This window comes from Streptomyces sp. NBC_00448, assembly GCF_036014115.1.
Classification (GTDB): Bacteria; Actinomycetota; Actinomycetes; order Streptomycetales; family Streptomycetaceae; genus Actinacidiphila.
Genome location: NZ_CP107913.1, coordinates 4836550 through 4857528, shown reverse-complemented (window position 1 = coordinate 4857528; position 20979 = coordinate 4836550). Strand labels below are relative to the sequence as shown.

At 72.7% G+C, this 20979-nt stretch carries 20 protein-coding genes and 1 tRNA gene; 7 read left to right on the top strand and 14 right to left on the bottom strand.

The window, feature by feature from the left end:
- Positions 1-5 precede the first annotated feature (5 nt).
- The gene (locus OG370_RS20660) at positions 6-1388 is read left to right on the top strand and encodes a serine/threonine-protein kinase (protein WP_328466403.1); all 1383 of its coding nucleotides are present in this window, start codon (positions 6-8) and stop codon (positions 1386-1388) included.
- On the opposite strand, the gene OG370_RS20655 is transcribed toward OG370_RS20660, so the two are convergent.
- Both OG370_RS20655 and OG370_RS20650 read right to left on the bottom strand, forming a co-directional pair.
- Complete coding sequence (locus OG370_RS20655; RefSeq protein WP_328466401.1) at positions 1370-2803, bottom strand: hypothetical protein; 1434 nt, start codon at positions 2801-2803, stop codon at positions 1370-1372. The two genes, OG370_RS20660 and OG370_RS20655, sit on opposite strands and share 19 nt — an antisense overlap.
- A complete protein-coding gene (locus OG370_RS20650) occupies positions 2800-3672 on the bottom strand; it encodes a class I SAM-dependent methyltransferase (RefSeq protein WP_328466399.1) in 873 nt (290 codons plus the stop codon). The genes OG370_RS20655 and OG370_RS20650 overlap by 4 nt, the downstream gene beginning before the upstream one ends.
- Positions 3673-4051: 379 nt before the next feature.
- Between OG370_RS20650 and OG370_RS20645 the strand changes: the two genes are divergently transcribed.
- Genes OG370_RS20645 through OG370_RS20630 form a run of 4 tightly spaced genes read left to right on the top strand, consistent with a single transcriptional unit; the run spans position 4052 to position 10665 of the window.
- Complete coding sequence (locus OG370_RS20645; RefSeq protein ID WP_328466397.1) at positions 4052-4852, top strand: response regulator transcription factor; 801 nt, start codon at positions 4052-4054, stop codon at positions 4850-4852.
- Positions 4849-6759, top strand: a complete 1911-nt coding sequence (locus OG370_RS20640) for a sensor histidine kinase (RefSeq protein ID WP_443060716.1) — start codon at positions 4849-4851, stop codon at positions 6757-6759. The genes OG370_RS20645 and OG370_RS20640 overlap by 4 nt, the downstream gene beginning before the upstream one ends.
- A gap of 55 nt (positions 6760-6814) precedes the next feature.
- Positions 6815-8263, top strand: coding sequence for a bifunctional glycosyltransferase family 2/GtrA family protein (locus OG370_RS20635; RefSeq protein WP_328466395.1), 1449 nt, complete (start codon positions 6815-6817; stop codon positions 8261-8263).
- Positions 8260-10665: an ArnT family glycosyltransferase gene (locus OG370_RS20630; RefSeq protein WP_328466393.1), complete on the top strand. Its 2406-nt coding sequence runs from the start codon at positions 8260-8262 to the stop codon at positions 10663-10665. The genes OG370_RS20635 and OG370_RS20630 overlap by 4 nt, the downstream gene beginning before the upstream one ends.
- A gap of 98 nt (positions 10666-10763) precedes the next feature.
- Here the strand turns inward: OG370_RS20630 and OG370_RS20625 are convergent, their stop codons facing one another.
- The 3 genes from OG370_RS20625 to OG370_RS20615 all read right to left on the bottom strand — a co-directional run bounded on the left by OG370_RS20625 (position 10764) and on the right by OG370_RS20615 (position 14190).
- Complete coding sequence (locus OG370_RS20625; RefSeq protein WP_328466391.1) at positions 10764-11225, bottom strand: PPOX class F420-dependent oxidoreductase; 462 nt, start codon at positions 11223-11225, stop codon at positions 10764-10766.
- A gap of 201 nt (positions 11226-11426) precedes the next feature.
- Positions 11427-13016 carry an MDR family MFS transporter gene (locus OG370_RS20620; RefSeq protein ID WP_443060715.1) on the bottom strand — a complete coding sequence of 530 codons (1590 nt, stop codon included), beginning with the start codon at positions 13014-13016 and terminating at the stop codon, positions 11427-11429.
- A gap of 235 nt (positions 13017-13251) precedes the next feature.
- Positions 13252-14190, bottom strand: coding sequence for an aldo/keto reductase (locus OG370_RS20615; RefSeq protein ID WP_328466389.1), 939 nt, complete (start codon positions 14188-14190; stop codon positions 13252-13254).
- Positions 14191-14250: 60 nt separating this feature from the next.
- Between OG370_RS20615 and OG370_RS20610 the strand changes: the two genes are divergently transcribed.
- A complete protein-coding gene (locus tag OG370_RS20610) occupies positions 14251-14448 on the top strand; it encodes a hypothetical protein (RefSeq protein ID WP_328466387.1) in 198 nt (65 codons plus the stop codon).
- A 127-nt stretch (positions 14449-14575) separates the two neighbouring features.
- On the opposite strand, the gene OG370_RS20605 is transcribed toward OG370_RS20610, so the two are convergent.
- The 8 genes from OG370_RS20605 to OG370_RS20565 all read right to left on the bottom strand — a co-directional run bounded on the left by OG370_RS20605 (position 14576) and on the right by OG370_RS20565 (position 19255).
- On the bottom strand, positions 14576-15436 hold the full coding sequence (locus tag OG370_RS20605) for an RNA polymerase sigma factor SigF (protein WP_328466385.1): 861 nt from the start codon (positions 15434-15436) through the stop codon (positions 14576-14578).
- A gap of 167 nt (positions 15437-15603) precedes the next feature.
- Positions 15604-16440, bottom strand: coding sequence for an RNA polymerase sigma factor SigF (locus OG370_RS20600; protein WP_443060714.1), 837 nt, complete (start codon positions 16438-16440; stop codon positions 15604-15606).
- A 216-nt stretch (positions 16441-16656) separates the two neighbouring features.
- The gene (locus OG370_RS20595; protein WP_328466381.1) at positions 16657-16950 is read right to left on the bottom strand and encodes a Dabb family protein; all 294 of its coding nucleotides are present in this window, start codon (positions 16948-16950) and stop codon (positions 16657-16659) included.
- A gap of 28 nt (positions 16951-16978) precedes the next feature.
- Entirely contained in the window at positions 16979-17320 is a 342-nt protein-coding gene (locus tag OG370_RS20590) for a hypothetical protein (protein ID WP_328474904.1), read from the bottom strand.
- 270 nt (positions 17321-17590) lie between these two features.
- A tRNA-Ser gene (locus OG370_RS20580) sits at positions 17591-17680 on the bottom strand.
- 31 nt (positions 17681-17711) lie between these two features.
- Positions 17712-18146, bottom strand: a complete 435-nt coding sequence (locus OG370_RS20575) for a nucleoside deaminase (RefSeq protein ID WP_328466379.1) — start codon at positions 18144-18146, stop codon at positions 17712-17714.
- 50 nt (positions 18147-18196) lie between these two features.
- The gene (locus tag OG370_RS20570) at positions 18197-18739 is read right to left on the bottom strand and encodes a tRNA adenosine deaminase-associated protein (RefSeq protein ID WP_328466377.1); all 543 of its coding nucleotides are present in this window, start codon (positions 18737-18739) and stop codon (positions 18197-18199) included.
- Between the two features lie 300 nt (positions 18740-19039).
- The gene (locus OG370_RS20565) at positions 19040-19255 is read right to left on the bottom strand and encodes a hypothetical protein (protein ID WP_328466375.1); all 216 of its coding nucleotides are present in this window, start codon (positions 19253-19255) and stop codon (positions 19040-19042) included.
- A gap of 139 nt (positions 19256-19394) precedes the next feature.
- On the opposite strand from OG370_RS20565, the gene upp reads away from it, so the two are divergent.
- Entirely contained in the window at positions 19395-20030 is a 636-nt protein-coding gene (gene upp / locus OG370_RS20560) for a uracil phosphoribosyltransferase (RefSeq protein ID WP_328466373.1), read from the top strand.
- 284 nt (positions 20031-20314) lie between these two features.
- Here the strand turns inward: upp and OG370_RS20555 are convergent, their stop codons facing one another.
- Positions 20315-20962 carry a LytR C-terminal domain-containing protein gene (locus OG370_RS20555; protein ID WP_328466371.1) on the bottom strand — a complete coding sequence of 216 codons (648 nt, stop codon included), beginning with the start codon at positions 20960-20962 and terminating at the stop codon, positions 20315-20317.
- Positions 20963-20979: the final 17 nt, after the last annotated feature.

Below are 20979 nucleotides of genomic sequence, written 5' to 3'. Positions count from 1 at the left end.
CGGAGTTGGAACGCATTGGTGGGTACAGCGTGGTGCGGCGGCTCGGCGAGGGCGGCATGGGGGTGGTGTGGCTGGCCAGGTCGCGCGGCGGGCGGCTGGTGGCGGTGAAGGTAGCCCGGTCGGAGCTGGCGGCGGACGCGGTGTTCCGGGAGCGGTTCCGGGCGGAGGTGGCGGCGGCGCGCAGCGTCGGGGGGTTCCACACCGCGCAGGTGGTGGACGCGGACCCGGACGCGGAGGCGCCGTGGCTGGCGACCGCGTACGTACCGGGGCCGACGCTCGCGCGGTTGGTGGCGGAGCAGGGGCCGATGGACGAGGCGCGGCTGCGCGGGCTGGGGGCGGCGCTCGCCGAGGCGTTGCAGGCGATCCACCGCTGCGGGCTGGTGCACCGGGACCTGAAGCCGGCGAACATCGTGATGGCCGAGGACGGGCCGCGAGTGCTGGACTTCGGCATCGCGCGGGCGGTGGAGAACACCCGGCTGACGGTGACGGGCACGGCGTTCGGCACCCCCGGGTTCCTCGCGCCCGAGCAGGCGGAGGGGCGCGAAGTCGGGCCTGCCGCCGATGTGTTCGCGCTCGGCGCGGTGCTGGTCGCGGCCGCGGGCGGCTCCGCGTTCGGCGGCGGCACCCCGGTCGCGCTGATGTACCGCTCGGTGCACCAGGAGGCCGATCTCAGCGCGGTGCCCGAGCGGTTGCGGCCGATCGTGGCGGCCTGCCTGGACAAGGAGCCGGCACGCAGGCCGGATACGGACCGGCTGCTGGACTGGCTCGACCCGGTGGACCCCTCGGACCCGGCGGAGGTGGCTGACACGGCGGACCCGGCTGACGCGGCGCCGAGCGCGGCCGCCACGGACGCAGGTACGGGTACGGCCCCGGGCGCGGCCGCCGCATCCGTCCCGCCGGTTCCCCCGATGCCCGGCTACGCCCCCGCGCCTCCGGTGCCCTCCGCCCCGCTGCCGCCCTCGCCCTACGCCCCGCCCTCGCCGTACGCCCCCGCGGCCGGCTACGGCTATGCCGCACCGCCGCCGTTCCCCGCCGCCGTGCCCACGCCCGCCTCGGCTCCCGGCACCGGGTACGGCGGGCCGCCCGTGGACCAAGTCCCGCCCGACGCACCCGAGTTCCTCGCCATGGACCGTAAGAACGCGGTCGTCGCCGACGCCGACGGGATCTCCCTCGGGGTCAACGGCCGCGTCGCGGAGTTCCCTTGGCCGTCGATCAACACCGCCTGGTGCGAACGGGCCACCGGGCGCGGCCATGTGCTGCTGGTGGCCGTGGCGCTGAACGACGGAAGCATCCACTCCTGCGAGGTCCGTACCCGCGACCAGGCCGAACTCACCGCGTGGCTGGCCCACTTCACGGCGCTGACGGCGTACTACGAGCCGGCGGACTGACCCGGCTGCTGCGGCACCCCGGACGCGTCGCCCGCGGCACCCGACGCCGCGCCGCCGCCCCCTTCAACCGTGCCGACCGTCCCCGTAGGCCCAACCGCGGTGGCCGGCAGGGCAGCCGGCGCCGTCACGGCCTCGACGGCCGCGGCCCCGACCGCCGCTGCCGCCGCACCCGCCGCCGCCACGCCCGCACCCGCCGCCACCACCATCGACACCGATGCGGGCCCGCTCGGCCCGGCCGGCGCCTCCGTCGCGTCCCGCCGCTGGAACGACCTGCGCAGCGCCCCCGGCAGCATCGCCGCGACCAGCCCCGATGTCGCCATCCCGAGCAGCCCCACGACGACCGCGATCTTCGTCCACAGCGACACCTGCGGCAGCACGAACACCGCGATGTCCAGGCCGAAGGAGGCCGCGCTGACCACGGTGAGCGCGGCGGCGACCCGGTTGAGCCGGGTGTCGAGGGCCTCGGCCCGCTCCGAGGCGGCGGCCAGCAGCGAACTGCTCACGTAGCCGAGGAGTTTGTCGGCGCGCTCCTGCGTGTCGTCGAGGCCGATGGTCTGCCGCGCGGCCAGGTAGCTCGCGCGGTGCGCCTGGGAGGACTCCACGCGGTAGCTGTCGAGGTGGTGGAAGTCGGCCCACAGACCGTCGAGGAAGCGACGGAAGGCGTGCACGCCGGTGTTGGCGGGGTGCGCGTGCGCCAGGTCGCCGAGCACCCAGCGGCCGGCGATGAGCGCCCCGGCGAGCAGGGACTGCTGCGCGACCGCGATGTCGGTCGGCTCGGTCATCGTCAGCAGCTCGGCCAGCGCGGTGTCCGGGTCGCGGTCCCAGGCGTAGGTGTACGGCAGCAGGATGCGGCAGTCCGGGCCCGAAGAGACCGCGGGCACGCGGGAGTCCGGCTGCCACGGCGGGTCCTGTCCGACGAAGTGCGCGTTGTAGCGGGCCGATCGGCGGTCGATCGGTGAACTCGGGCCGGCCACCGCCAGGTCGGGGCGCAGCGCGACGCTGCGGAGCAGACCGCTGCTGACGGCGGCGGACAGCACGGCGGACAGGATCGGCGCGTCGGTCTCGCGCAGGACCCGGTTGATGTCGGCGTCCAGGGCATCGAGTTCGAGCAGGTCCAACGCGCGCAGGTCCTGCTCGTGGCGCAGCGCGTAGACCACCAGGATGGTGCCGGCGGCCAGGACGCGGGCGTGGCAGGCGACGACCTCCACCCCGGGCAGCGCGACGGCCGGGCGGATCATGCCGGTCAGATCCAACTCGACGGTGATGTCGGGGTTGTAGGCGAGGGAGCGCAGGCTGCCGAGGACCGGATGTAACTCGCCGTGGCCGGGCACGGTGAAGGCGTCGAGCGAGGTGGTCGGGGTGCGGTGGTGCAACGGGTAGGCGCGGCACTGGAGATGGAGTACCGCGGTGCTCACGCGACCGCTCCTGACGGCCCCGCCGCGCCGATCGCTCCGCGCGTGCCCGGGGTGCCCCAGGACACGGCCACGTACTCCGGGATGAGGGCGGACTCGGGCACCACCACCCGGTCCAGGTAACGCCGTTGCAGATCCTCCGGGCCCTGGTCGTCCAAGGGCGCGCCCAGCAGCGCGGCCAGCTCGGCGTGCGTGTGGTGGCTCGCCTCCTCCGGGACGGACCTGCTGCGGAACCAGGCGCGCTGCTCGGCCAGCACCACGCTGCCCGAGGCCGCCGCCGGCCAGTAGCTCACCGCGGTGACGGCGGTCGTGCCGAACTCCGCGCCGAGCGTCACCACCGCACGCGCGTCGGCGGGCGGCAGGTAGAAGACGACGCCCTCGACGACGTACGCGACCGGCCGCCCGGCCGCGACCGCCCGCACCTGCTCCGCCACCGCGGCGCGGTCCGCGGGCACGGCCAGGTCGGCACCGATGTGCCGCACGTCGCGCACCGGCAGCGTCCCGTCCGCGGTCAGCTCGGCCGCGCGCAGCCGCTTCGCCTCGGCCATGTGCGGCAGGTCCACCTCGACCGCGACCGGGAAGCGCAGCAGCCAGGGGTACGACGAGAAGCCCGCGCCGCACACCACCAGCACCGTGTCCGGGTCGGCCCGCAGCGCCTCGGCGAGGGTGTCCGCGATGAACCGGCCGCGGAGCGAGACCACCAGGTCGTCGTGCGGGTAGACGGCGTCGGCGAACTCCTGCCACAGCGCCTTGACGCCCGGCCGTTCCCCCTCGGGAATCCACGCGGCCGCCGGCCCGTCCAGGGCGAGGTCGGGCCGGCGGGCCCGCGACTCGTTGACGAGATATGCCGTCAGTCCGACTCCACCCTGCATCGTGTGACCTGCCCCCGCTCGTGACGTGACGTCATCATGGCTGTCAGCCAGTCGACTTCGTACCTTCGTACCATCGCGGGGTGGGGCGGCCGCAAGGGGGCGCCGGTACGCCGATACGCCGGTAAGCGGCCGCGCCGGTACGCCCACGCCCTCGTACGTGCGCGGTCCTGCCCCCGCCTCGCCCCCGCCTCCCCCGTCCCCGCGGTCCATCCGCCCGGGCGGCCCCGCACCGCCTGAACCCCGGTCGCCCGGTCACCCGGGGCCCCGTCCACCGGCTGGTGCACCCCTGCCCCGCTTTACTCCACCGTCACCGGATTCTCAGAGTTTTCACAGAAACGGATTAAGGCTCCTCTCATAGCCGGTGCACAGGGTGTCCCGTATGCCTTCCACTTCATCGGCGGCCACCCGCTCCACCCACCCCGCCGCCCCCGCGACCCACACCGCCCCCGCGTCCGCCCCGGCCGGCGACCTCGCCCGCCCGGACGGCTCCCCGGTCCGCGTCCTCGTGGTGGACGACGAGGCCCCGCTCGCCGACCTGCTCTCGATGGCCCTGCGCTACGAGGGCTGGCAGGTCCGTACCGAGGGTGACGGTGCGAGCGCGCTGCGTTCCGCCCGCGAGAACCGCCCCGACGCGGTGGTGCTCGACGTGATGCTCCCGGACATGGACGGGCTCGAAGTGCTCGCCCGGCTGCGCCGCCAGACCCCCGACGTGCCCGTACTCTTCCTCACCGCGAAGGACGCGGTCGAGGACCGGATCGCCGGGCTCACCGCCGGCGGCGACGACTACGTGACCAAGCCGTTCAGCCTGGAGGAGGTCGTCGCCCGCCTGCGCGGACTGCTGCGTCGCTCCGGCGCCGCCGCCGTCCGCAACGAGTCCGTGCTCGCCGTCGGCGACCTCGTCCTGAACGAGGACAGCCACGAGGTCAGCCGCGGCGGCGACAACATCCACCTCACGGCGACCGAGTTCGAGCTGCTCCGCTACCTCATGCGCAACCCGCGCCGGGTGCTGAGCAAGGCGCAGATCCTGGACCGGGTCTGGTCGTACGACTTCGGCGGCCAGGCCAACGTCGTCGAGCTGTACATCTCCTACCTGCGCCGCAAGATCGACGCCGGCCGCTCGCCGATGATCCACACCCGGCGCGGCGCCGGCTACCTCATCAAGCCCGGCGAACCGGTGTGACCCGCCCCGCGCCGACCGCACCCCACGCGTACGGCCCGGCCCCGCAGGCCGGACCGGGCCCCGGCGCGGGTCCTGGCACGAGTCCTGGCACGGGCCCCGGCGCGACCCCCGGCACCGGCTCGACCCGCGCCCCCGGCGCCACGGCGCCCCCCCGCCCGCGCGGCCGGCCGCACCGCGGGCGCTGGGCGCCGCGGCGCTGGTCCCTGCGCCGCCGCCTGGTCGCCTCCTGCGTCGCGCTGGTCGCGGTGGTCTGCGCGGTGATCGGCGCGGTGACGATATTCGCGCTGCACGACTTCCTGTACGGGCAGCTGGACGCCAAGGTGCACGACACCGCGGTGCGCGCCGACGGCCCGCGCCCCGACCAGGCCACCCCCGGCCAGAGCGCCCCCGGCGACCGGGGCGCGCTGGGCCCGACCGGCCACGGCAGGGCCACCGACATGCCCCGCAGCATCCCCTTCGTCTTCCTCGCCGGCGGCGGCCAGCCGGGCGAGACGGTCGGCGCGACCGTCAGCTCCACCGGCACCGTCACCGAGGCCGCGGTCAGCGCCACCAGCCCCAGCACCGGCCAGCTCGTCGCCGACGACCTCACCGCGAAGCAGGCCGCGGCCTTCGCCGGCGTGCCGCGCGACGGCAAGCCGCACAACGTGACCGTCCCCGGCCTCGGGGACTACCGGGTCGAGTCGGCCGCGCCCGCCGACGACGGCAGCACCATCCTGGTCGGCCTGAGCACCGCGGGCACCGAGGACACCCTGTCCACCCTCCTGTGGGTGGAGGTCTCGGTCGCCGCCGCCGGGCTCGTCGCGGCCGGGCTGGCCGGCGCCGCGCTGATGCGGATCGCCCTGCAACCCCTGCGCCGGGTCGCCGCCACGGCCACCCGGGTCTCCGAACTGCCGCTGCACCGCGGTGAGGTGGCCCCGCTGAGCCGGGTGCCGGAGTCGGACACCGACCCGCGCACCGAGTTCGGCCAGGTCGGCGCCGCCCTCAACCGGATGCTCGGGCACGTCGGTTCCGCGCTGCACGCCCGCCAGGAGAGCGAGACCCGGGTCCGGCGCTTCGTCGCCGACGCCAGCCACGAACTGCGCACCCCGCTCGCCTCCATCCGCGGCTACGCCGAGCTGACCCGCCGCGGCCAGGAGCCGGTCGGGCCCGACACCCGGCACGCGCTCGGCCGGATCGAGTCCGAGGCGGCCCGGATGACCACGCTCGTCGAGGACCTGCTGCTGCTGGCCCGGCTCGACGCGGGCCGCCCGGTCGACCGCACCGAGACCGACCTGTCCCCGCTGGTGGTGGACGCGGTCAGCGATGCCCGCGCGGCCGGCCGCGACCACGACTGGCGGCTGGAACTGCCCGACGAGCCCGCGACCGTGCACGGCGACGCGCCGCGCCTGCAGCAGGTGCTCACCAACCTCCTCGCCAACGCCCGCACCCACACCCCGCCCGGCACGACCATCACCGCGCGGGTGTCGCGCCGCCCGTCCGACGTCGTGCTCCAGGTCCAGGACGACGGCCCCGGCATCCCGCCCGAACTGCGCCGGCACGTCTTCGAGCGGTTCGCCCGCGGCGACGCCTCCCGCTCCCGCTCGGCGGGCAGCACGGGACTGGGCCTGGCCATCGTGCACTCGGTGGTCGCCGCGCACGGCGGCACCGTGGAGGTCGCGTCCGTCCCGGGCCGTACGGTCTTCACCGTCACGCTGCCCGCCACCGAGGTGCCCGCGAAGGGCGGAGCGCCGGGTTCGGGCGGACCGGAAGCGGGTGGGCCGGGTTCAGGTGTGCCGGGATCAGCCGTGCCCGGTCCGGCCGTATCGGCGCCGCCCGCAGCGGCCGTGCGGGGTGCCGTCGGGCCGCCCGCGCGCGCCTCACGGGGGACGCATGGCACGCACATCCCACCCGCACCAACGGACTCATAGGTGCCGCTCAGCCTCGACACATCACCATGACAGGACCGTTGTCGAGGCTCGTGGCATGCGAACCACTCTCGGCAATCTGCCCGCCCGTCGGCACCTGCCGGTCACGGGCGCAGTACATCCGTCCGACGCCGCGACCCGCCCGACCACCGGCGCACCACGCGTGCCCCCCGTGCCCGTCGCGCCGGTGCTCGACGTCGTCGTCCCCGTCTACAACGAGGAGGCCGGCCTCGGCCCCGGCGTGCGCCGGCTGCACGCGCACCTCGTCGACACGTTCCCGTACCCGTTCCGGATCACCATCGCGGACAACGCCAGCACCGACCGGACCCCCGCGATCGCCGCGCGGCTCGCCGCCGAGCTGCCCGAGGTCGAGTCGTTCCGGCTGGAGCAGAAGGGGCGCGGGCTGGCGCTGCGCACCGTGTGGACCGCCTCGGACGCGCCGGTGCTGGCGTACATGGACGTGGACCTGTCCACCGACCTCAACGCCCTGCTGCCGCTGGTCGCCCCGCTGATCTCCGGCCACTCCGACCTCGCGATCGGCTCGCGCCTCGCGCAGTCCTCGCGGGTGGTGCGCGGCGCCAAGCGGGAGTTCATCTCGCGTACCTACAACCTGATCCTGCGCGGCTCGCTCGCCGCGCACTTCTCCGACGCGCAGTGCGGCTTCAAGGCGATCCGCGCGGACGTCGCGCAGCGGCTGCTGCCGATGGTGGAGGACGCCGGCTGGTTCTTCGACACGGAGATGCTGGTGCTCGCCGAACGCGCCGGGCTGCGCATCCACGAGGTGCCGGTGGACTGGATCGACGACCCGAACAGCAGCGTGGACCTGGTGCGGACCGCCACCGCCGACCTGCGCGGCGTCTGGCGGGTCGGCCGGGCACTGGCCACCGGGCGGCTCGCGCTCGACCGGCTGCGCAGGCCGTTCGGGGAGGACCCGCGCGACCGCGAACTGCCGGGTGTGCCGCCCGGGTTGGCCCGCCAGCTGGTCGGGTTCTGCGCGATCGGCGTGCTGAGCACGGTCGTCTACCTCGCGCTGTACTTCCTCTTCCGCGGCGCGATGGACTCCCAACTCGCCAACGCGCTGGCCCTGTTGCTGTCCGCACTCGGCAACACCGCCGCCAACCGGCGGCTCACCTTCGGGGTGCGCGGCCCGGCCCGGGCGGTCCGCCACCAGGCCCAGGGGCTGGTGGTGTTCGCCATCGGCCTCGCGCTGACCAGCGGTTCGCTCGCCGCCCTGCACACCGCGGCGCCGCACCCCGCGCACCGCACCGAACTCGCCGTCCTGGTCGCGGCGAACCTCGCCGCCACCGTGCTGCGGTTCCTGCTCTTCCGCGCCTGGCTCTTCCCCGACCGCACCGACCAGTACGGCCGCGACGCCGGCACCGTCCCCGAGAGCCGCGCCGACTTGGCCGCCCCCGGCGACCACGATGGACGTGCCGACCGTGCAGGCCAGGCGGACTTCGACGACTTCGACGACCGCGACGACCACGACCTGAGGAGCGCCCGATGACCTCCCCGAGCGACGCACACGCGCTGGACGGCGTGGCCGGCCTGCCCGGTCCCGCACCCGGTCCTGTCGCCGCCCCCGGCGGCCCGCCTCACGCCATCGACGGACCCCCGGCCGACGGTCCGGCCGCCGACGGTCCGGTCACCGCGCAGCCGGCCCGCTCCACCGGCCGCCTGCTGCACCGCACTTGGCGCGGCCGCCCGGAGGACCCGACCTGGGCCCGCCCGGCCTTCCTCGCCCTGCTGGCCGCCACCCTGGTGCTCTACCTCTACGACCTGGGCGCCTCCGGATACGCCAACTCCTTCTACTCCGCCGCCGTCCAGGCGGGCAGCCAGAGCTGGAAGGCGTTCTTCTTCGGCTCCTCCGACGCGGCGAACTCGATCACCGTCGACAAGCCCCCCGCCGCGCTGTGGCCGATGGGCCTGTCGGTACGGCTGTTCGGCCTCGGCTCGTGGCAGATCCTCGTCCCCGAGGCGCTGATGGGCGTGGCCACCGTCGGCGTCCTGTACGCGGCGGTACGGCGGCGGTTCGGGCCCGGCGCGGGCCTGACCGCGGGCGCGGTGCTCGCGCTCACCCCGGTCGCCGCGCTGATGTTCCGCTTCAACAACCCTGACGCGCTGCTCGCGTTGCTCATGGTCACGGCGATCTACTGCGTGCTGCGCGCCATCGAGGACGCCCGTACCAAGTGGCTGCTGCTGGCCGGCGCCGTCTTCGGCTTCGCCTTCCTCACCAAGACCCTCCAGGCGTGGCTGATCCTGCCGCCGCTCGCCGTGGTCTACGCGGTCTGCGCGCCCACCCCGCTGCGCCGGCGCCTGCTCCAACTGCTGTACGCCGGGGGTGCGATGGTGCTCGCGGGCGGCTGGTGGGTGGCGATCGTCGAGCTGTGGCCGAAGTCCTCGCGGCCGTACATCGGCGGCTCCCAGGACAACAGCTTCCTGTCGCTGACCTTCGGGTACAACGGCTTCGGCCGGATCACCGGCGACGAGACCGGCAGCGTCGGCGGCGGCGGGGGAGGCGGCGCCGGCAACGGCGGCGGCATGTGGGGCGCGACCGGGATCGGCCGGCTCTTCAACTCCGAGATGGGCGGGCAGATCTCCTGGCTGCTGCCGGCCGCGTTCGTGATGCTGATCGCGGGGGTGTGGATCACCCGGAAGGCCCGCCGCACCTCGGCGACCCGGGCGGCGTTCCTGCTCTGGGGCGGCGCGCTGCTGATGACCTTCGCGACGTTCAGCTACATGTCCGGCATCTTCCACCAGTACTACAACATCGCGCTCGCGCCGTACATCGCGGCGCTGGTCGGGATGGGCGCCTCACTGCTGTGGCAGCGGCGGACCCACATCGCGGCCGCCTCGGTCCTGGCGGTCACGGTCGCGGGCACGTCCGTGTGGGCGTACACCCTGCTGCACCGCAGCCCCGACTGGCACCCGTGGCTGCGTACCGCGCTGGTCGTGGCCGGAGCGGTGGCCGCGCTGGCGCTGCTCGCGGGCGCGCTCCCGGGGATGGCCACCGCGCGGGCCGGCGCCCGGTTGACGGTGCTGTCGGCCGTGGTCGGTATCGCCGCGGTCCTGTGCGGACCGGTGGCGTACACCCTCGACACCGTGAGCACCGGGCACCAGGGGTCCATCGTGACCGCGGGGCCCTCCGTGCAGGGCGGCATGGGCGGGTTCCCCGGCGGGGGCGGCGGCGGCCGTGGCGGCATGGGCCGGATGGGCGGCACCCCGCCGACCGGCCCGCTCCCCGGCGGCGGTACGGGCGGTACGGGCGGTACGGGCGGTACGGGCGGTACGGGCGGTACGGGCGGTACGGGCGGCACCGGCGGAACCGGTGGGTTCGGCCAGGGTCAGGCGCCCGGTCAGGGCCAGGGTCAGGGCCAGGCGCCCGGCCAGGGGCAGAGCCAGGGCGGCCAGGGCCAGACACCCGGACAGGGCGGGTCCCAGGGCCAGTTGCCCGGGCAGGGCACGAACGGCTTCCCGGGCGGCATTACCGGCGAGTCCCGCTTCGGCGGCGGGAACGGCCGGGGCGGCGGAGGCGGCATGGGCGGCCTGCTCGACGGCGCCCAGGTCAGCTCCGCCATGAAGTCCCTGCTGCTGAAGAACGCCGGCGACTACACCTGGGTCGCGGCCGCCATCGGCTCGCAGAACCAGGCGAGCTACCAACTGGCCACCCAGAAGCCGGTGATGTCCATCGGCGGCTTCAACGGCTCCGACCCGTCACCCACCCTCGCCCAGTTCGAGAAGTACGTGGCCCAGGGCCGTATCCACTACTTCATCGGCGGCGGCGGCATGGGCGGTGGCTCGATGGGCGGCAGCAACGCGTCCTCCGCCATCAGCTCGTGGGTCGAGTCCCACTTCACCGCCAAGACCGTGGGCAGCACGACCGTCTACGACCTCACGGCGCCGAAGTAGGACGCCCGCAAGCCCGAGCCCGCGGACCGGTCCAGCCGGTCCGCGGGCTCACTGGTGCTGGTGCGTGCTCGTGCGCGTCCCTCGTCCTCGCCTCGTCCTCAGGCGAGGCGGGCCGGGAAGCCACCGGTCGCGATCGGCCCCCACCGCTCGGGGGTGATGCGGATGATGGACTTGCCCTGCCGGACCATGGCCTCGCGGTACTCCGCCCAGTCGGGGTGCTCGCCGGAGATGTTCCGGAAGTACTCCACCAGGGGTTCCACGGACTCGGGGATGTCCAGCACTTCGGCGCTGCCGTCGACCTGGACCCACGCGTCGCCGAAGGAGTCGGACAGCACGATCACGCTGACCCGCGGGTCGCGCTTGACGTTGCGGGCCTTGGCCCGCTCGGGGTAGGTCGAGATCACGATCCGCCCGGAGTCGTCGACCCCGCAGGTGAGCGGCGAGCCCTGCGGGCGGCCGTCCGCGCGGGTGGTGAGCAGGATGGCCTGGTGCCGCGGCCGGATGAACTCCAGCAGTTCGTCGAGGCCGACTTTGGTGGTGGTGGCGATGTTGGGAGCCATGACGGCACCTTACGTCGCCGCGCGGTGCGGTCCGTGAAGGAAGTGCGGGTCCCGGCGGCGGCCTCGGCCGTCCCCTGCTCCGGTCGCCGCCGGAACCCTGACCCGTGTCGTGCGTACCGGACCTCTCCGCTGCGGGTGCGGGCCGTACGACCGGGAGTTGTCGCCCCTGCCGGGGCGCTGTGCTGTGCGCTACCTGCTCGGTTACCCCGCCTGGCCGTCGCCCACCCGCGCCGGGGCGTCGGCGGTCTTCACGGCCTGCTGCAACCCGCTGCGGTCGCGCAGCGCCACCTCCTTGACGAAGACCACCAGCAGGAAGGCGATCAGCGCGAACGGGGCCGCGTACAGGAAGACGTCGCCGACGCCGTGGCCGTAGGCGCCCTCCACCACGCCGCGCACCGGCGCGGGCAGCTTGTCGACGTCGGGGATGCCACCGGAGCCGTCGGCCCCGGTGGCCTTGATGTGCAGCGCGGCCAGGCCGGTGGAGGTGAAGTGGGTGACCCGGTTGCCGAGCACCGCGCCGAGCGCGGTGACGCCGATCGCGCCGCCCAGCGAGCGGAAGAAGGTGACCAGCGAACTGGCCGAGCCGAGGTCGGCCGCCGTCACCTGGTTCTGCACGGCGAGCACCAGGTTCTGCATCATCATGCCGATGCCCAGGCCCAGCAGCGCCATGTAGAGCGCCACTTCGGGATACGCGGTGTCGTGGCGGATCGTGCCGAGCAGGGCGCAGCCCGCGGTGACCAGCAGGCCGCCGGCGACCAGGAAGACCTTCCAGCGGCCGGTGCGGGTGATGATCCGGCCGCTGACCATCGAGGCCACGAACAGCCCGCCGATCAGCGGGATGGTCATCAGCCCGGACACGGTCGGGGTCTTGCCGCGGGCGAGTTGGAAGTACTGGCTGAGGAACACGGTGCCCGCGAACATCGCCACGCCGACGAAGAGGCTGGCGAAGGAGGTGAGGGTGATCGTCGCGCTGCGGAACAGCCGCAGCGGCACGATCGGCTGGGCGGCCCGGGTCTCGACGAGGATGAAGACCAGGCCGAGCAGCAGCGCGAGCGGCACCATCACATAGGTCTGGGTGGACATCCACGGGTAGTTCTGGCCGCCCAGCGAGACCCACACCATCAGCAGCGACACGGCCGCGGTGATGAAGAAGGCGCCCGCCCAGTCGATCCGCACCTCCCGCTTGACCACCGGCAGGTGCAGCGTCTTCTGCAGTACCACCAGCGCGATGATCGCGAACGGCACCCCGACGTAGAAGCACCAGCGCCAGCCCAGTGCGGAGTCGACGATCACCCCGCCGACCAGCGGCCCGCCGACGGTGGCGACCGCGAAGGTGGCGCCGAGGTAGCCGCTGTACCGGCCGCGCTGCCGGGGCGAGATCATCGCCGCCATGATCACCTGGGTGAGCGCGGACAGCCCGCCCGCGCCGATGCCCTGCACCAGCCGGCAGGCGATCAGCATGCCCGGGCTGTTCGACAGCCCCGCGACCATCGACCCGGCCACGTAGATCACCAGCGCGAGCTGGATCAGCAGCTTCTTGCTGAACAGGTCGGAGAGCTTGCCCCAGATCGGCGTGGTCGCGGTGACCGCGAGCAGCGAGGCGGTGACCACCCAGGTGTACGCGCTCTGGCCGCCGCCGATGTCGGAGAGGATGCGCGGCAGGGCGTTGGAGACGATCGTCGACGACAGGATCGCCACGAACAGGCCGATCAGCAGACCGGACAGCGCCTCCATGATCTGGCGGTGCGACATGGGTGCGGACGTCTCGGCGGTCGGGGTGGGTGTCGCCATCGGCTCGGTTCGCCAGCCTTCCTCTTGGTTGCCTGAAGCAACCATAAGAGGAAATGGTTGTATGACACAAGTGCTGTGAGGCGACTGAGAGCAAGGTCACGACAGAGCAATCGCCCGCCCCCGTTGCGGGAGCGGGCGAAGGCTGGTGCGGGAAAGGCGTGCGGGAAGAGAAGGGCGCGGGAAGGCGTGCCTAAGGAGCGGCCGCCGTCAGAGGGTGGTCAGGACGACGTGGCGGTCAGGACGCGGCGGCGGTCAGCGCCGCCACCTCCGCGTCGGTGAGCTTCAACTCGGCCACGGCGGTCAGCGCCGGCACCTGCTCGGCCGTACGCGCGCTGGCGATCGGCGCGACCACCGTCGGCTGCGCGGCCAGCCAGGCCAGCGCGACCGTGCCGACCTCGGCGTCGTGGGCGGCGGCGATCTCGTCCAGCGCGGCCAGCACCTTCGGGCCGCTCTCCGTGTCGAGGAAGCCCGCGGCGCGCTCGGCGCGGGCGCTGTAGACCTCGGTGGCGCCCGAGCGGTACTTGCCGGTGAGGAAGCCGGAGGCGAGCCCGTAGTAAGGGGCGGTGGACAGGCCGCGAGCCGCCACCAGGTCGGCCAGCGGGCCCTCGAACTCGTCGCGCTCGACCAGGTTGTACTTGGGCTGGATGATTTCGTACCGCGCCAGGCCCTCGCGCTCGGAGAAGTCCAGCGAGGCGGCCAGCCGCTCGGCCGAGATGTTGGAGGCGCCGATCGCCCGGACCTTGCCCTCCTGCACGAGGGCGTCCAGCGCGGTGATGATCTCCTCGACCGGGACCTCGGGGTCGTCGCGGTGCGTGTAGTAGAGGTCGATGTGGTCGACGCCGAGTCGGCGCAGCGACGCCTCGGCGCCCTGCTTGATCGTGTCGGCCCGCAGCCCCTTGAAGTCCTGGTGGCTGCCGACCTTCGTGGCGATCACCACGTCGTCGCGGCGGCCGCGGCGGGCCAGCCACGCGCCGATGATCGTCTCCGACTCGCCACCGGAGTTGCCCGGCACCCAGGCCGAGTACACGTCCGCGGTGTCGATGAAGTCGCCGCCGTGCGCGGTGTACGCGTCGAGGACGGCGAAGGACTGCGCCTCGTCGGCCGTCCAGCCGAAGACATTGCCGCCGAGGGACAGGGGGAAGACGTCGAGCGCCGAGTTGCCGATGCGTGCCATGTGCTGATGCAACAGCCGGGGGGTGCGGGTTATTCCGCCGACACGCTAGGGTCAGGCGGCATGTCGAACTCCTCGCCCAACCCTGACAACAACTACGACCCGGCCGGCAGCACCCAGATGTTCCGCGCCTTCGTCGACGAGCAGCCGCCCGCCGTGCAGGTGCAGCGTGCCCAGGGCCGTAGCCGCGCGGGCCTGATCATCGGTGTGATCGTGGTCCTGGTGGTGATCGTGGGAGTGGTCGCACTCGCGATGAAGTAGCGGCGGGTCCGCCGGACATCCGGCGACCACTCCCCCTCCTACGCCTCGAATCCTCTGGTCGGCGTTCCTCCTCGCTCCCTGCGCGGTCGACCTCGTGCCGCGGTCGGCCACTCCGGGAGCTCGCTCGTCACGCCTCAGCGGTCAGTCCGACCCGCAGTTGGGCCAGCGTCCTCGTCAGCAGCCGGGAGACGTGCATCTGGGAGATCCCGACCTCCTCGCCGATCTGCGACTGCGTCATGTTCGCGAAGAACCGCAGCATGATGATCTGGCGTTCGCGCGGCGGCAGTTGGGCCAGCAGGGGCTTCAGCGACTCGCGGTACTCGACGCCTTCGAGGGCGCTGTCCTCGTATCCCAGCCGGTCGGCCAGGGTGCCCTCGCCGCCGTCGTCCTCGGGCGGCGGGGAGTCCAGGGAGCTGGCGGTGTAGGCGTTGCCGACCGCGAGCCCGTCGACCACGTCCTCCTCGGAGACGCCGAGGCAGCCGGCCAGTTCGGCGACGGTCGGCGAGCGGTCCAGCTTCTGGGACAGCTCGTCGCTCGCCTTGGTCAGCGCCAGCCGCAGCTCCTGCAACCGGCGCGGGACCCGCACCGACCACGACGTGTCGCGGAAGAACCGCTTCACCTCGCCGACGATGGTGGGCATCGCGAAGGTCGGGAACTCCACCCCGCGCTCGCAGTCGAACCGGTCGATCGCCTTGATCAGGCCGATCGTGCCGACCTGGACGATGTCCTCCATCGGTTCGTTGCGGCTGCGGAACCGGGCGGCGGCGTACCGCACCAGCGGGAGGTTCAGCTCGATGAGCGTGTCACGGACGTAGGTGCGGTCCGGACTGTCGACCGGTAGCTCCGCCAGCCGCAGGAAGAGCGAACGGGACAGCGTGCGGGTGTCGATGGCATCGCTGCGCACCGTGTCGTGCACAGCGTCATGCGGTACGTCAGCGTCGGTTGCGTCGGTACGAAGCACCTTGGGACTGCCCAACTGTACGGACATGCCACCCCCTTGAGGTCGCGGACGGGCGTCGCGAGCGACGGTTGTTCCTCCACTGGAATACCGGAGGTCCGGCCGTCACAAACGCGCTATCCGCAGAATGTCACATGTCGGCAACACGCTGTAGCGTCATGTCGACTTATCTGTGCAGGTGGCTTAATCCCGTTGGGTTACGCTTCGAGCTGGTTTGCGGACCGCAGTCGGGCGAAGCTGCGGGAGAGCAGACGGGACACGTGCATCTGCGAAACCCCCAGCTCCGCACTGATCTGCGACTGCGTCAGGTTGCCGAAGTAGCGCAGCAGCAGGATGCGCCGTTCGCGTTCGGGGAGTTGCACCAGCAGATGCCGGACCAGGTCGCGGTGCTCGACGCCGTTGAGCGCCGGGTCCTCGTAGCCGAGCCGGTCCAGCAGCCCGGGGGCGCCGTCGCCCTCCTGCGCGGCCTCCAGCGAGGTGGCGTGATAGGCGCGGCCCGCCTCCAGGCAGGCCAGCACCTCCTCCTCGGACAGCCGCAGCCGCTCGGCGATCTCCGCGGTGGTCGGGGAGCGGCCGTGCAGCACCGTCAGGTCCTCGATGGCGCCGCTGACCTGCACCCACAGCTCGTGCAGCCGGCGGGGCACATGCACGGTGCGCACGTTGTCGCGGAAGTAGCGCTTGATCTCGCCGACCACGGTGGGCATCGCGAAGGTCGGGAACTGCACCCCGCGCTCCGGGTCGAACCGGTCGATCGCGTTGATCAGGCCGATCGTGCCGACCTGGACCACGTCCTCCATGGGCTCGTTGCGGCTGCGGAAGCGGGCGGCGGCGTACCGCACCAGCGGCAGGTTCACCTCGATCAGCGCGGCCCGCACCCTGCTGTGCTCGGGCGTGCCCGGCTCCAGGTCCACGATCTGCTCGAAGAGCACCTGGGTCAGCGCCCGCGCGTCGGCCGCGTTGCTGTTCGGCGTCCGCGTCCTGGCACGCGGATACGTCGTCGCTGGCGTTGACGCCGTTCGGGCCGACACCGGCACACCACACCCCTTATCGGTCCACTCCAGCCTGCTGCGACTGCAGCATCCGGCGAACATCCGTCAAAACGTCGGGCAAAGCGGTCATAGCATCACAATTCATGTGTGCTTTGTGCAAGCACCGCATATTGCCGTGTTGTACGAACGGGCCGCGCGTGGACCGGCACGGCGAAGCCCCCCACCGCGGACGGCGAGGGGCTGCTGCGAATGGGTGTGCGATCAGATCTCGTAGTCGGCGACGACCCAGGTGGCGAAGCTCGACCACGGCGCGACCGCTGCCTTGTGCGCGGGGTGTTCGAGATAGCGCACCAGCGCGTCGGGGTCCGGGACGGAGGAGTTGATCGCGAAGTCGTAGGCGATCGGCCGGTCCGACACGTTCCAGCCGCACTCCCAGGAGGCCACCTCGGGTATCCGGCCGCCGAGTTCGGCGAACCCGCGAGCGCCCGCGGCCACCCGCTCCTCGTCCCGGCTGACGCCCTCGTTCAGCTTGAACAGCACCAGATGACGGATCATCGCCACTCCTCGCCTTGCCCCACGGCCGTCAGTTGGCCAGGTCGTGCATGAACTGCCCGATGCTCTTGGCAGCGTTCGAAATCCCGACGAACCCTACCTGCACAAGGTCGGCCGCCCGAGCCGGCTGGTCGATGATCGTATAGAGCACGAAGATCACCAGCACGATGGTGGCGATCTTCCTCGCCTGCGCCATGCTCCTTGGCCTCCCCAGCAGCGACTCGGCACCAGCGGTCACAAGTGTGCAATCGCCGAATTCTATCCGCCGTACGGAGTAACCAGACGACCGGACAGCATCATCATCCGCAAAAACGATGATGATTGCGAGGCTTTGACGGCCGTGCGGACGGGAGGTCTTGCGATGGCCGGACACGCGGGAACGGGACCGGGGGAGAACGCGAGGGGCGGGGGCGTGGCGCTCACCAGGGCCGCGCAGCGCGGTGAGGTGACCGCGCCGGGGCTTTTGCCGGAACGGCGTCAGGTCGGCATGCGAGCCGCGGCGTTGAGCCTGCTGGGCTCCGGCCCCGACGTGGACGACGTGGTGCAGGACGCGGCTGGGGCGGAGCGGCCACTTCGGGCACCTGGGGGAACACGGCGAACGGGACCGCCTCCACAAGGGAGGCGGTCCCGTTCGTCCAGCTCATGGCGGTAGCGGTGGGATTTGAACCCACGGAGGAGTTGCCCCCTCACACGCTTTCGAGGCGTGCTCCTTAGGCCGCTCGGACACGCTACCGAGAGAGAGCTTAGCCCACGGGGAGCCGTGGTCAGAAATCGTTTGGGCGGAAGAAGCGGGTGAGGAGGGTCGCGCTCGGGGCGGGCAGCACCTCGGCGATCACCTCGGGGCGGTGGTTGAGGCGGCGGTCGCGGACCATGTCCCACAGGGAACCGGCCGCGCCCGCCTTCGGATCGGGGGCGCCGTAGACCACCCGCTCCAGCCGGGCCAGCACGATGGCGCCCGCGCACATGGTGCACGGCTCCAAGGTCACCACCAGGGTGCAGTCGGTCAGCCGCCACCGGCCCAGCGCGGCCGCCGCGCGGCGGACGGCGAGCACCTCGGCGTGGGCGGTCGGATCGCCGGTCGCCTCGCGCTCGTTGTGCGCACGGGACAGCACCGAGCCGTCGGGGGCCAGCACGACCGCGCCCACCGGTACGTCACCGGTGAGCGGGGCGTGCTCGGCCTCCGCCAGGGCGATCCGCATGGCGGGCGCCCAGGGGTCGCGCAGGACGTCGGGTTCGGCGCCGGTGTCGGTCAGCGGACGGCCTCCAGCACGTCGGCCGCCCCCAGCGCGTCGGCGATCTCGCCCAGGGCCTCGCCGGTCAGGGCGCCGTCCCCGCTCAACGCGAGCAGTTCGGTGGCGCTCATTCCCAGGTCGGCCAGCAGGTCGGTCTCGCCGAGCGGGCCGGTCGGCACATGGTCCTCGGAGGAGCCGACCACGGCGTCCTCGTCGGTGTCGCCGTCCTCGGTGCCGTCGAGGTCGACAAGGTCGTCGAGGTCGTCCGCGTTCTCCGGGTCACGGCCCAGCACCTCGTCGGTGAGCAGGATCTCTCCGTACGAGCTGCGGGCAGCGGCCGCCGCGTCTGACACATAGATTCTGGGGTCCTCTTCACCGTCGACGCGGATGACGCCGAACCAGGCGTCCTCCTGCTCGATGAAGACCAGAACCGTTTCCTCCTCGTCGCCGGCCGTACGAGCCAGGTCGCTCAGGTCGGCGAGGGTTTCCACATCGTCGAGATCGGGTTCGCTCGCTTGCCAACCGTCCTCGGTGCGCGCGAGCAGTGCGGCGAAGTACACCGTGACTCTCCCACAGGTCTCAGGCCGTCCGGACCGGGTGGGCCCACTTGCGGTTCATGAGGGTTCATGACGGTCCCACCCACTCGGCATCGTGGCAGAAACAAGGGCGTCGCGAAGGGTCTTCGACACCGCGACGTGCCAGGACTTGGTCACTTCTCGGGAAAAACGCGATCTTGGCGGACCCCCGACCGGCCGCAGCGGTCACCCGACCGCTCCACATGGTGACGTTGCGCACATCGAGCCAGCGGGCGCGGGGCGCCTCGGCGGACGCCCGCGGACCACCCTCCGGCCACGCGCGGATCACCAACGGAAGGTGCGCATCCGCATCTGCTGGCGCATCCGCGCCGCCCGGGCCCGCCGGGGCTGGACCCGGTCGCGCAGTTCCTTCGCCTCGTCCAGCTCGCGCAGGAACGCGGCCCGCTTGTGGCGCCGTTCCCGCTCCCGTTCGTGCTGGGCCTGCGGAACGGTCCGCTCACCGCGTGCGCCGCCGCTGCCGCGGCCCGTCGTGTCCGGCATGGGTGCCACCGTCCCCGCGTCTGTGTCGCGATTCCTCGGGAACCTTCCCCCGAAGGTGCGGTTTACCCGTGCCCGCGCGCAGAGGGCGAGGGTGAGGAAGGCGGGGCGCCGGTCGGAGGGCGCCGGATACAGTCCTCCCATGCGTCTCCATGTTGTCGACCATCCGCTGGTCGCGCACAAGCTCACCGCGCTGCGCGACGAGCGCACCGACTCGCCCACCTTCCGCCGGCTCGCCGACGAACTCGTCACCCTGCTCGCTTACGAGGCGACCCGTGACGTGCGCACCGAACAGGTCGACATCGTCACTCCGGTCGCGCCCACCACCGGGGTGCGGCTGTCCCACCCCCGGCCCCTGGTGGTGCCGATCCTGCGCGCGGGGCTCGGCATGCTCGACGGCATGGTCCGGCTGCTGCCCACCGCGGAGGTCGGCTTCCTCGGCATGGTCCGCGACGAGAACACCCTCCAGGCCCAGACGTACGCCACCCGCCTGCCCGAGGACCTGTCCGGCCGTCAGGCGTACGTAGTCGACCCGATGCTGGCCACCGGCGGCACCCTGGTCGCCGCGATACGGCTGCTGATCGAGCGCGGGGCCGACGACGTCACCGCCCTCTGCCTGCTCGCCGCCCCCGAGGGCGTCGAACTGATGGAGCGTGAACTCGCGGGCAAGCCCGTCACCGTGGTCACCGCCGCGGTCGACGAGCGGCTCAACGACCAAGGGTTCATCGTCCCCGGCCTCGGCGACGCGGGCGACCGCCTCTACGGCACGATCGGCTAGCCGCCGCGGCCGAGCGGACCCTCCCGGGTGCCCCAGTCCTGCCGGTTCAGGGACCACCTGCCGGAGGGGGCTGGTTGCGCCGTGCCGTCGTGGTGTCGGTCTGTTCCCGGCCGCAGGCCGGTGGCGCGCCGCTGGATTTTGCCCGGGTGCTCCCGGGGCAAGCACGGTGGGAGCAGCACATACTCAGGGGCGCGGGGAACTCCCCCAGAGGGGGTGCCCCCAGCGACCAGCCCCGGACCGCAAGGTCCCGCGAACGGCAGGACGGGGCAGCCGGGTGGATCTGCTCAGTTCTTGGGGCTGCACGTCGGCTTGGGCGCCGGCGGATTCGCCGCGACAACCCGCGCCTCCGCCGCCTGCGTAGGCGTCGCCAGCTTCGCGAAGGCGTTGCCGATGAGCACGTCGACCGTCGCCCCCTTCCGCTTGGGGTCGATCTTCACGGCGGAGCCGACCATCTGCGTACCCGCCTCGCGGGCGGCGGCCTCCCCGGCCGGCCCGGAGATGATCAGCGCGGACTGCGTGATCTTCGCGTTGTACTCGTCGGGCGCGTTCCCGAACTTCGACACCTTGAAGCCGCGGCCGGCGAGCTGGTCCGCGGTGGACTTCGCGAGCCCGCCGCGCGTGGTCGCGTTGAGGACGTTCATCGTCACCTGCGTCGGCTTCGGCAGGGCGATCGGCTTGCCGGTGGCCACCGGAGCGGCTGCGGGCGAGCAGGACGGATGGCTGGGCGCGGCGTTCGCCTTGGCGTCCTTGCTGTCGCCGCTGAAGACATGGAAGAGCTGCAGGGCCCCCCAGCTGAAGAGGCCGAGTACGACAACCGCGGCGATCAGGGCGGCCACGAATCGGCCGCGCCGCCTGGGCGGACGCATACGCGGATACGAGTTACCCGTTACCCGGTACTTCCCGCCCATCCCGGAGGGGGTCAGCATGCTCATGAGCGCAGCGTAAGCGG

Coding starts and splice junctions, on each gene's coding strand:
- OG370_RS20595 (WP_328466381.1), bottom strand. CDS start 16,950: ATGATCCGTCATCTGGTGCTGTTCAAGCTGAACGAGGGCGTCAGCCGG.
- OG370_RS20645 (WP_328466397.1), top strand. CDS start 4,052: ATGCCTTCCACTTCATCGGCGGCCACCCGCTCCACCCACCCCGCCGCC.
- OG370_RS20565 (WP_328466375.1), bottom strand. CDS start 19,255: ATGCCGGACACGACGGGCCGCGGCAGCGGCGGCGCACGCGGTGAGCGG.
- OG370_RS20635 (WP_328466395.1), top strand. CDS start 6,815: ATGCGAACCACTCTCGGCAATCTGCCCGCCCGTCGGCACCTGCCGGTC.
- OG370_RS20620 (WP_443060715.1), bottom strand. CDS start 13,016: ATGGCGACACCCACCCCGACCGCCGAGACGTCCGCACCCATGTCGCAC.
- OG370_RS20650 (WP_328466399.1), bottom strand. CDS start 3,672: ATGCAGGGTGGAGTCGGACTGACGGCATATCTCGTCAACGAGTCGCGG.
- OG370_RS20615 (WP_328466389.1), bottom strand. CDS start 14,190: ATGGCACGCATCGGCAACTCGGCGCTCGACGTCTTCCCCCTGTCCCTC.
- OG370_RS20625 (WP_328466391.1), bottom strand. CDS start 11,225: ATGGCTCCCAACATCGCCACCACCACCAAAGTCGGCCTCGACGAACTG.
- OG370_RS20555 (WP_328466371.1), bottom strand. CDS start 20,962: ATGAGCATGCTGACCCCCTCCGGGATGGGCGGGAAGTACCGGGTAACG.
- OG370_RS20605 (WP_328466385.1), bottom strand. CDS start 15,436: ATGTCCGTACAGTTGGGCAGTCCCAAGGTGCTTCGTACCGACGCAACC.
- upp (WP_328466373.1), top strand. CDS start 19,395: ATGCGTCTCCATGTTGTCGACCATCCGCTGGTCGCGCACAAGCTCACC.
- OG370_RS20630 (WP_328466393.1), top strand. CDS start 8,260: ATGACCTCCCCGAGCGACGCACACGCGCTGGACGGCGTGGCCGGCCTG.
- OG370_RS20610 (WP_328466387.1), top strand. CDS start 14,251: ATGTCGAACTCCTCGCCCAACCCTGACAACAACTACGACCCGGCCGGC.
- OG370_RS20575 (WP_328466379.1), bottom strand. CDS start 18,146: ATGCGGATCGCCCTGGCGGAGGCCGAGCACGCCCCGCTCACCGGTGAC.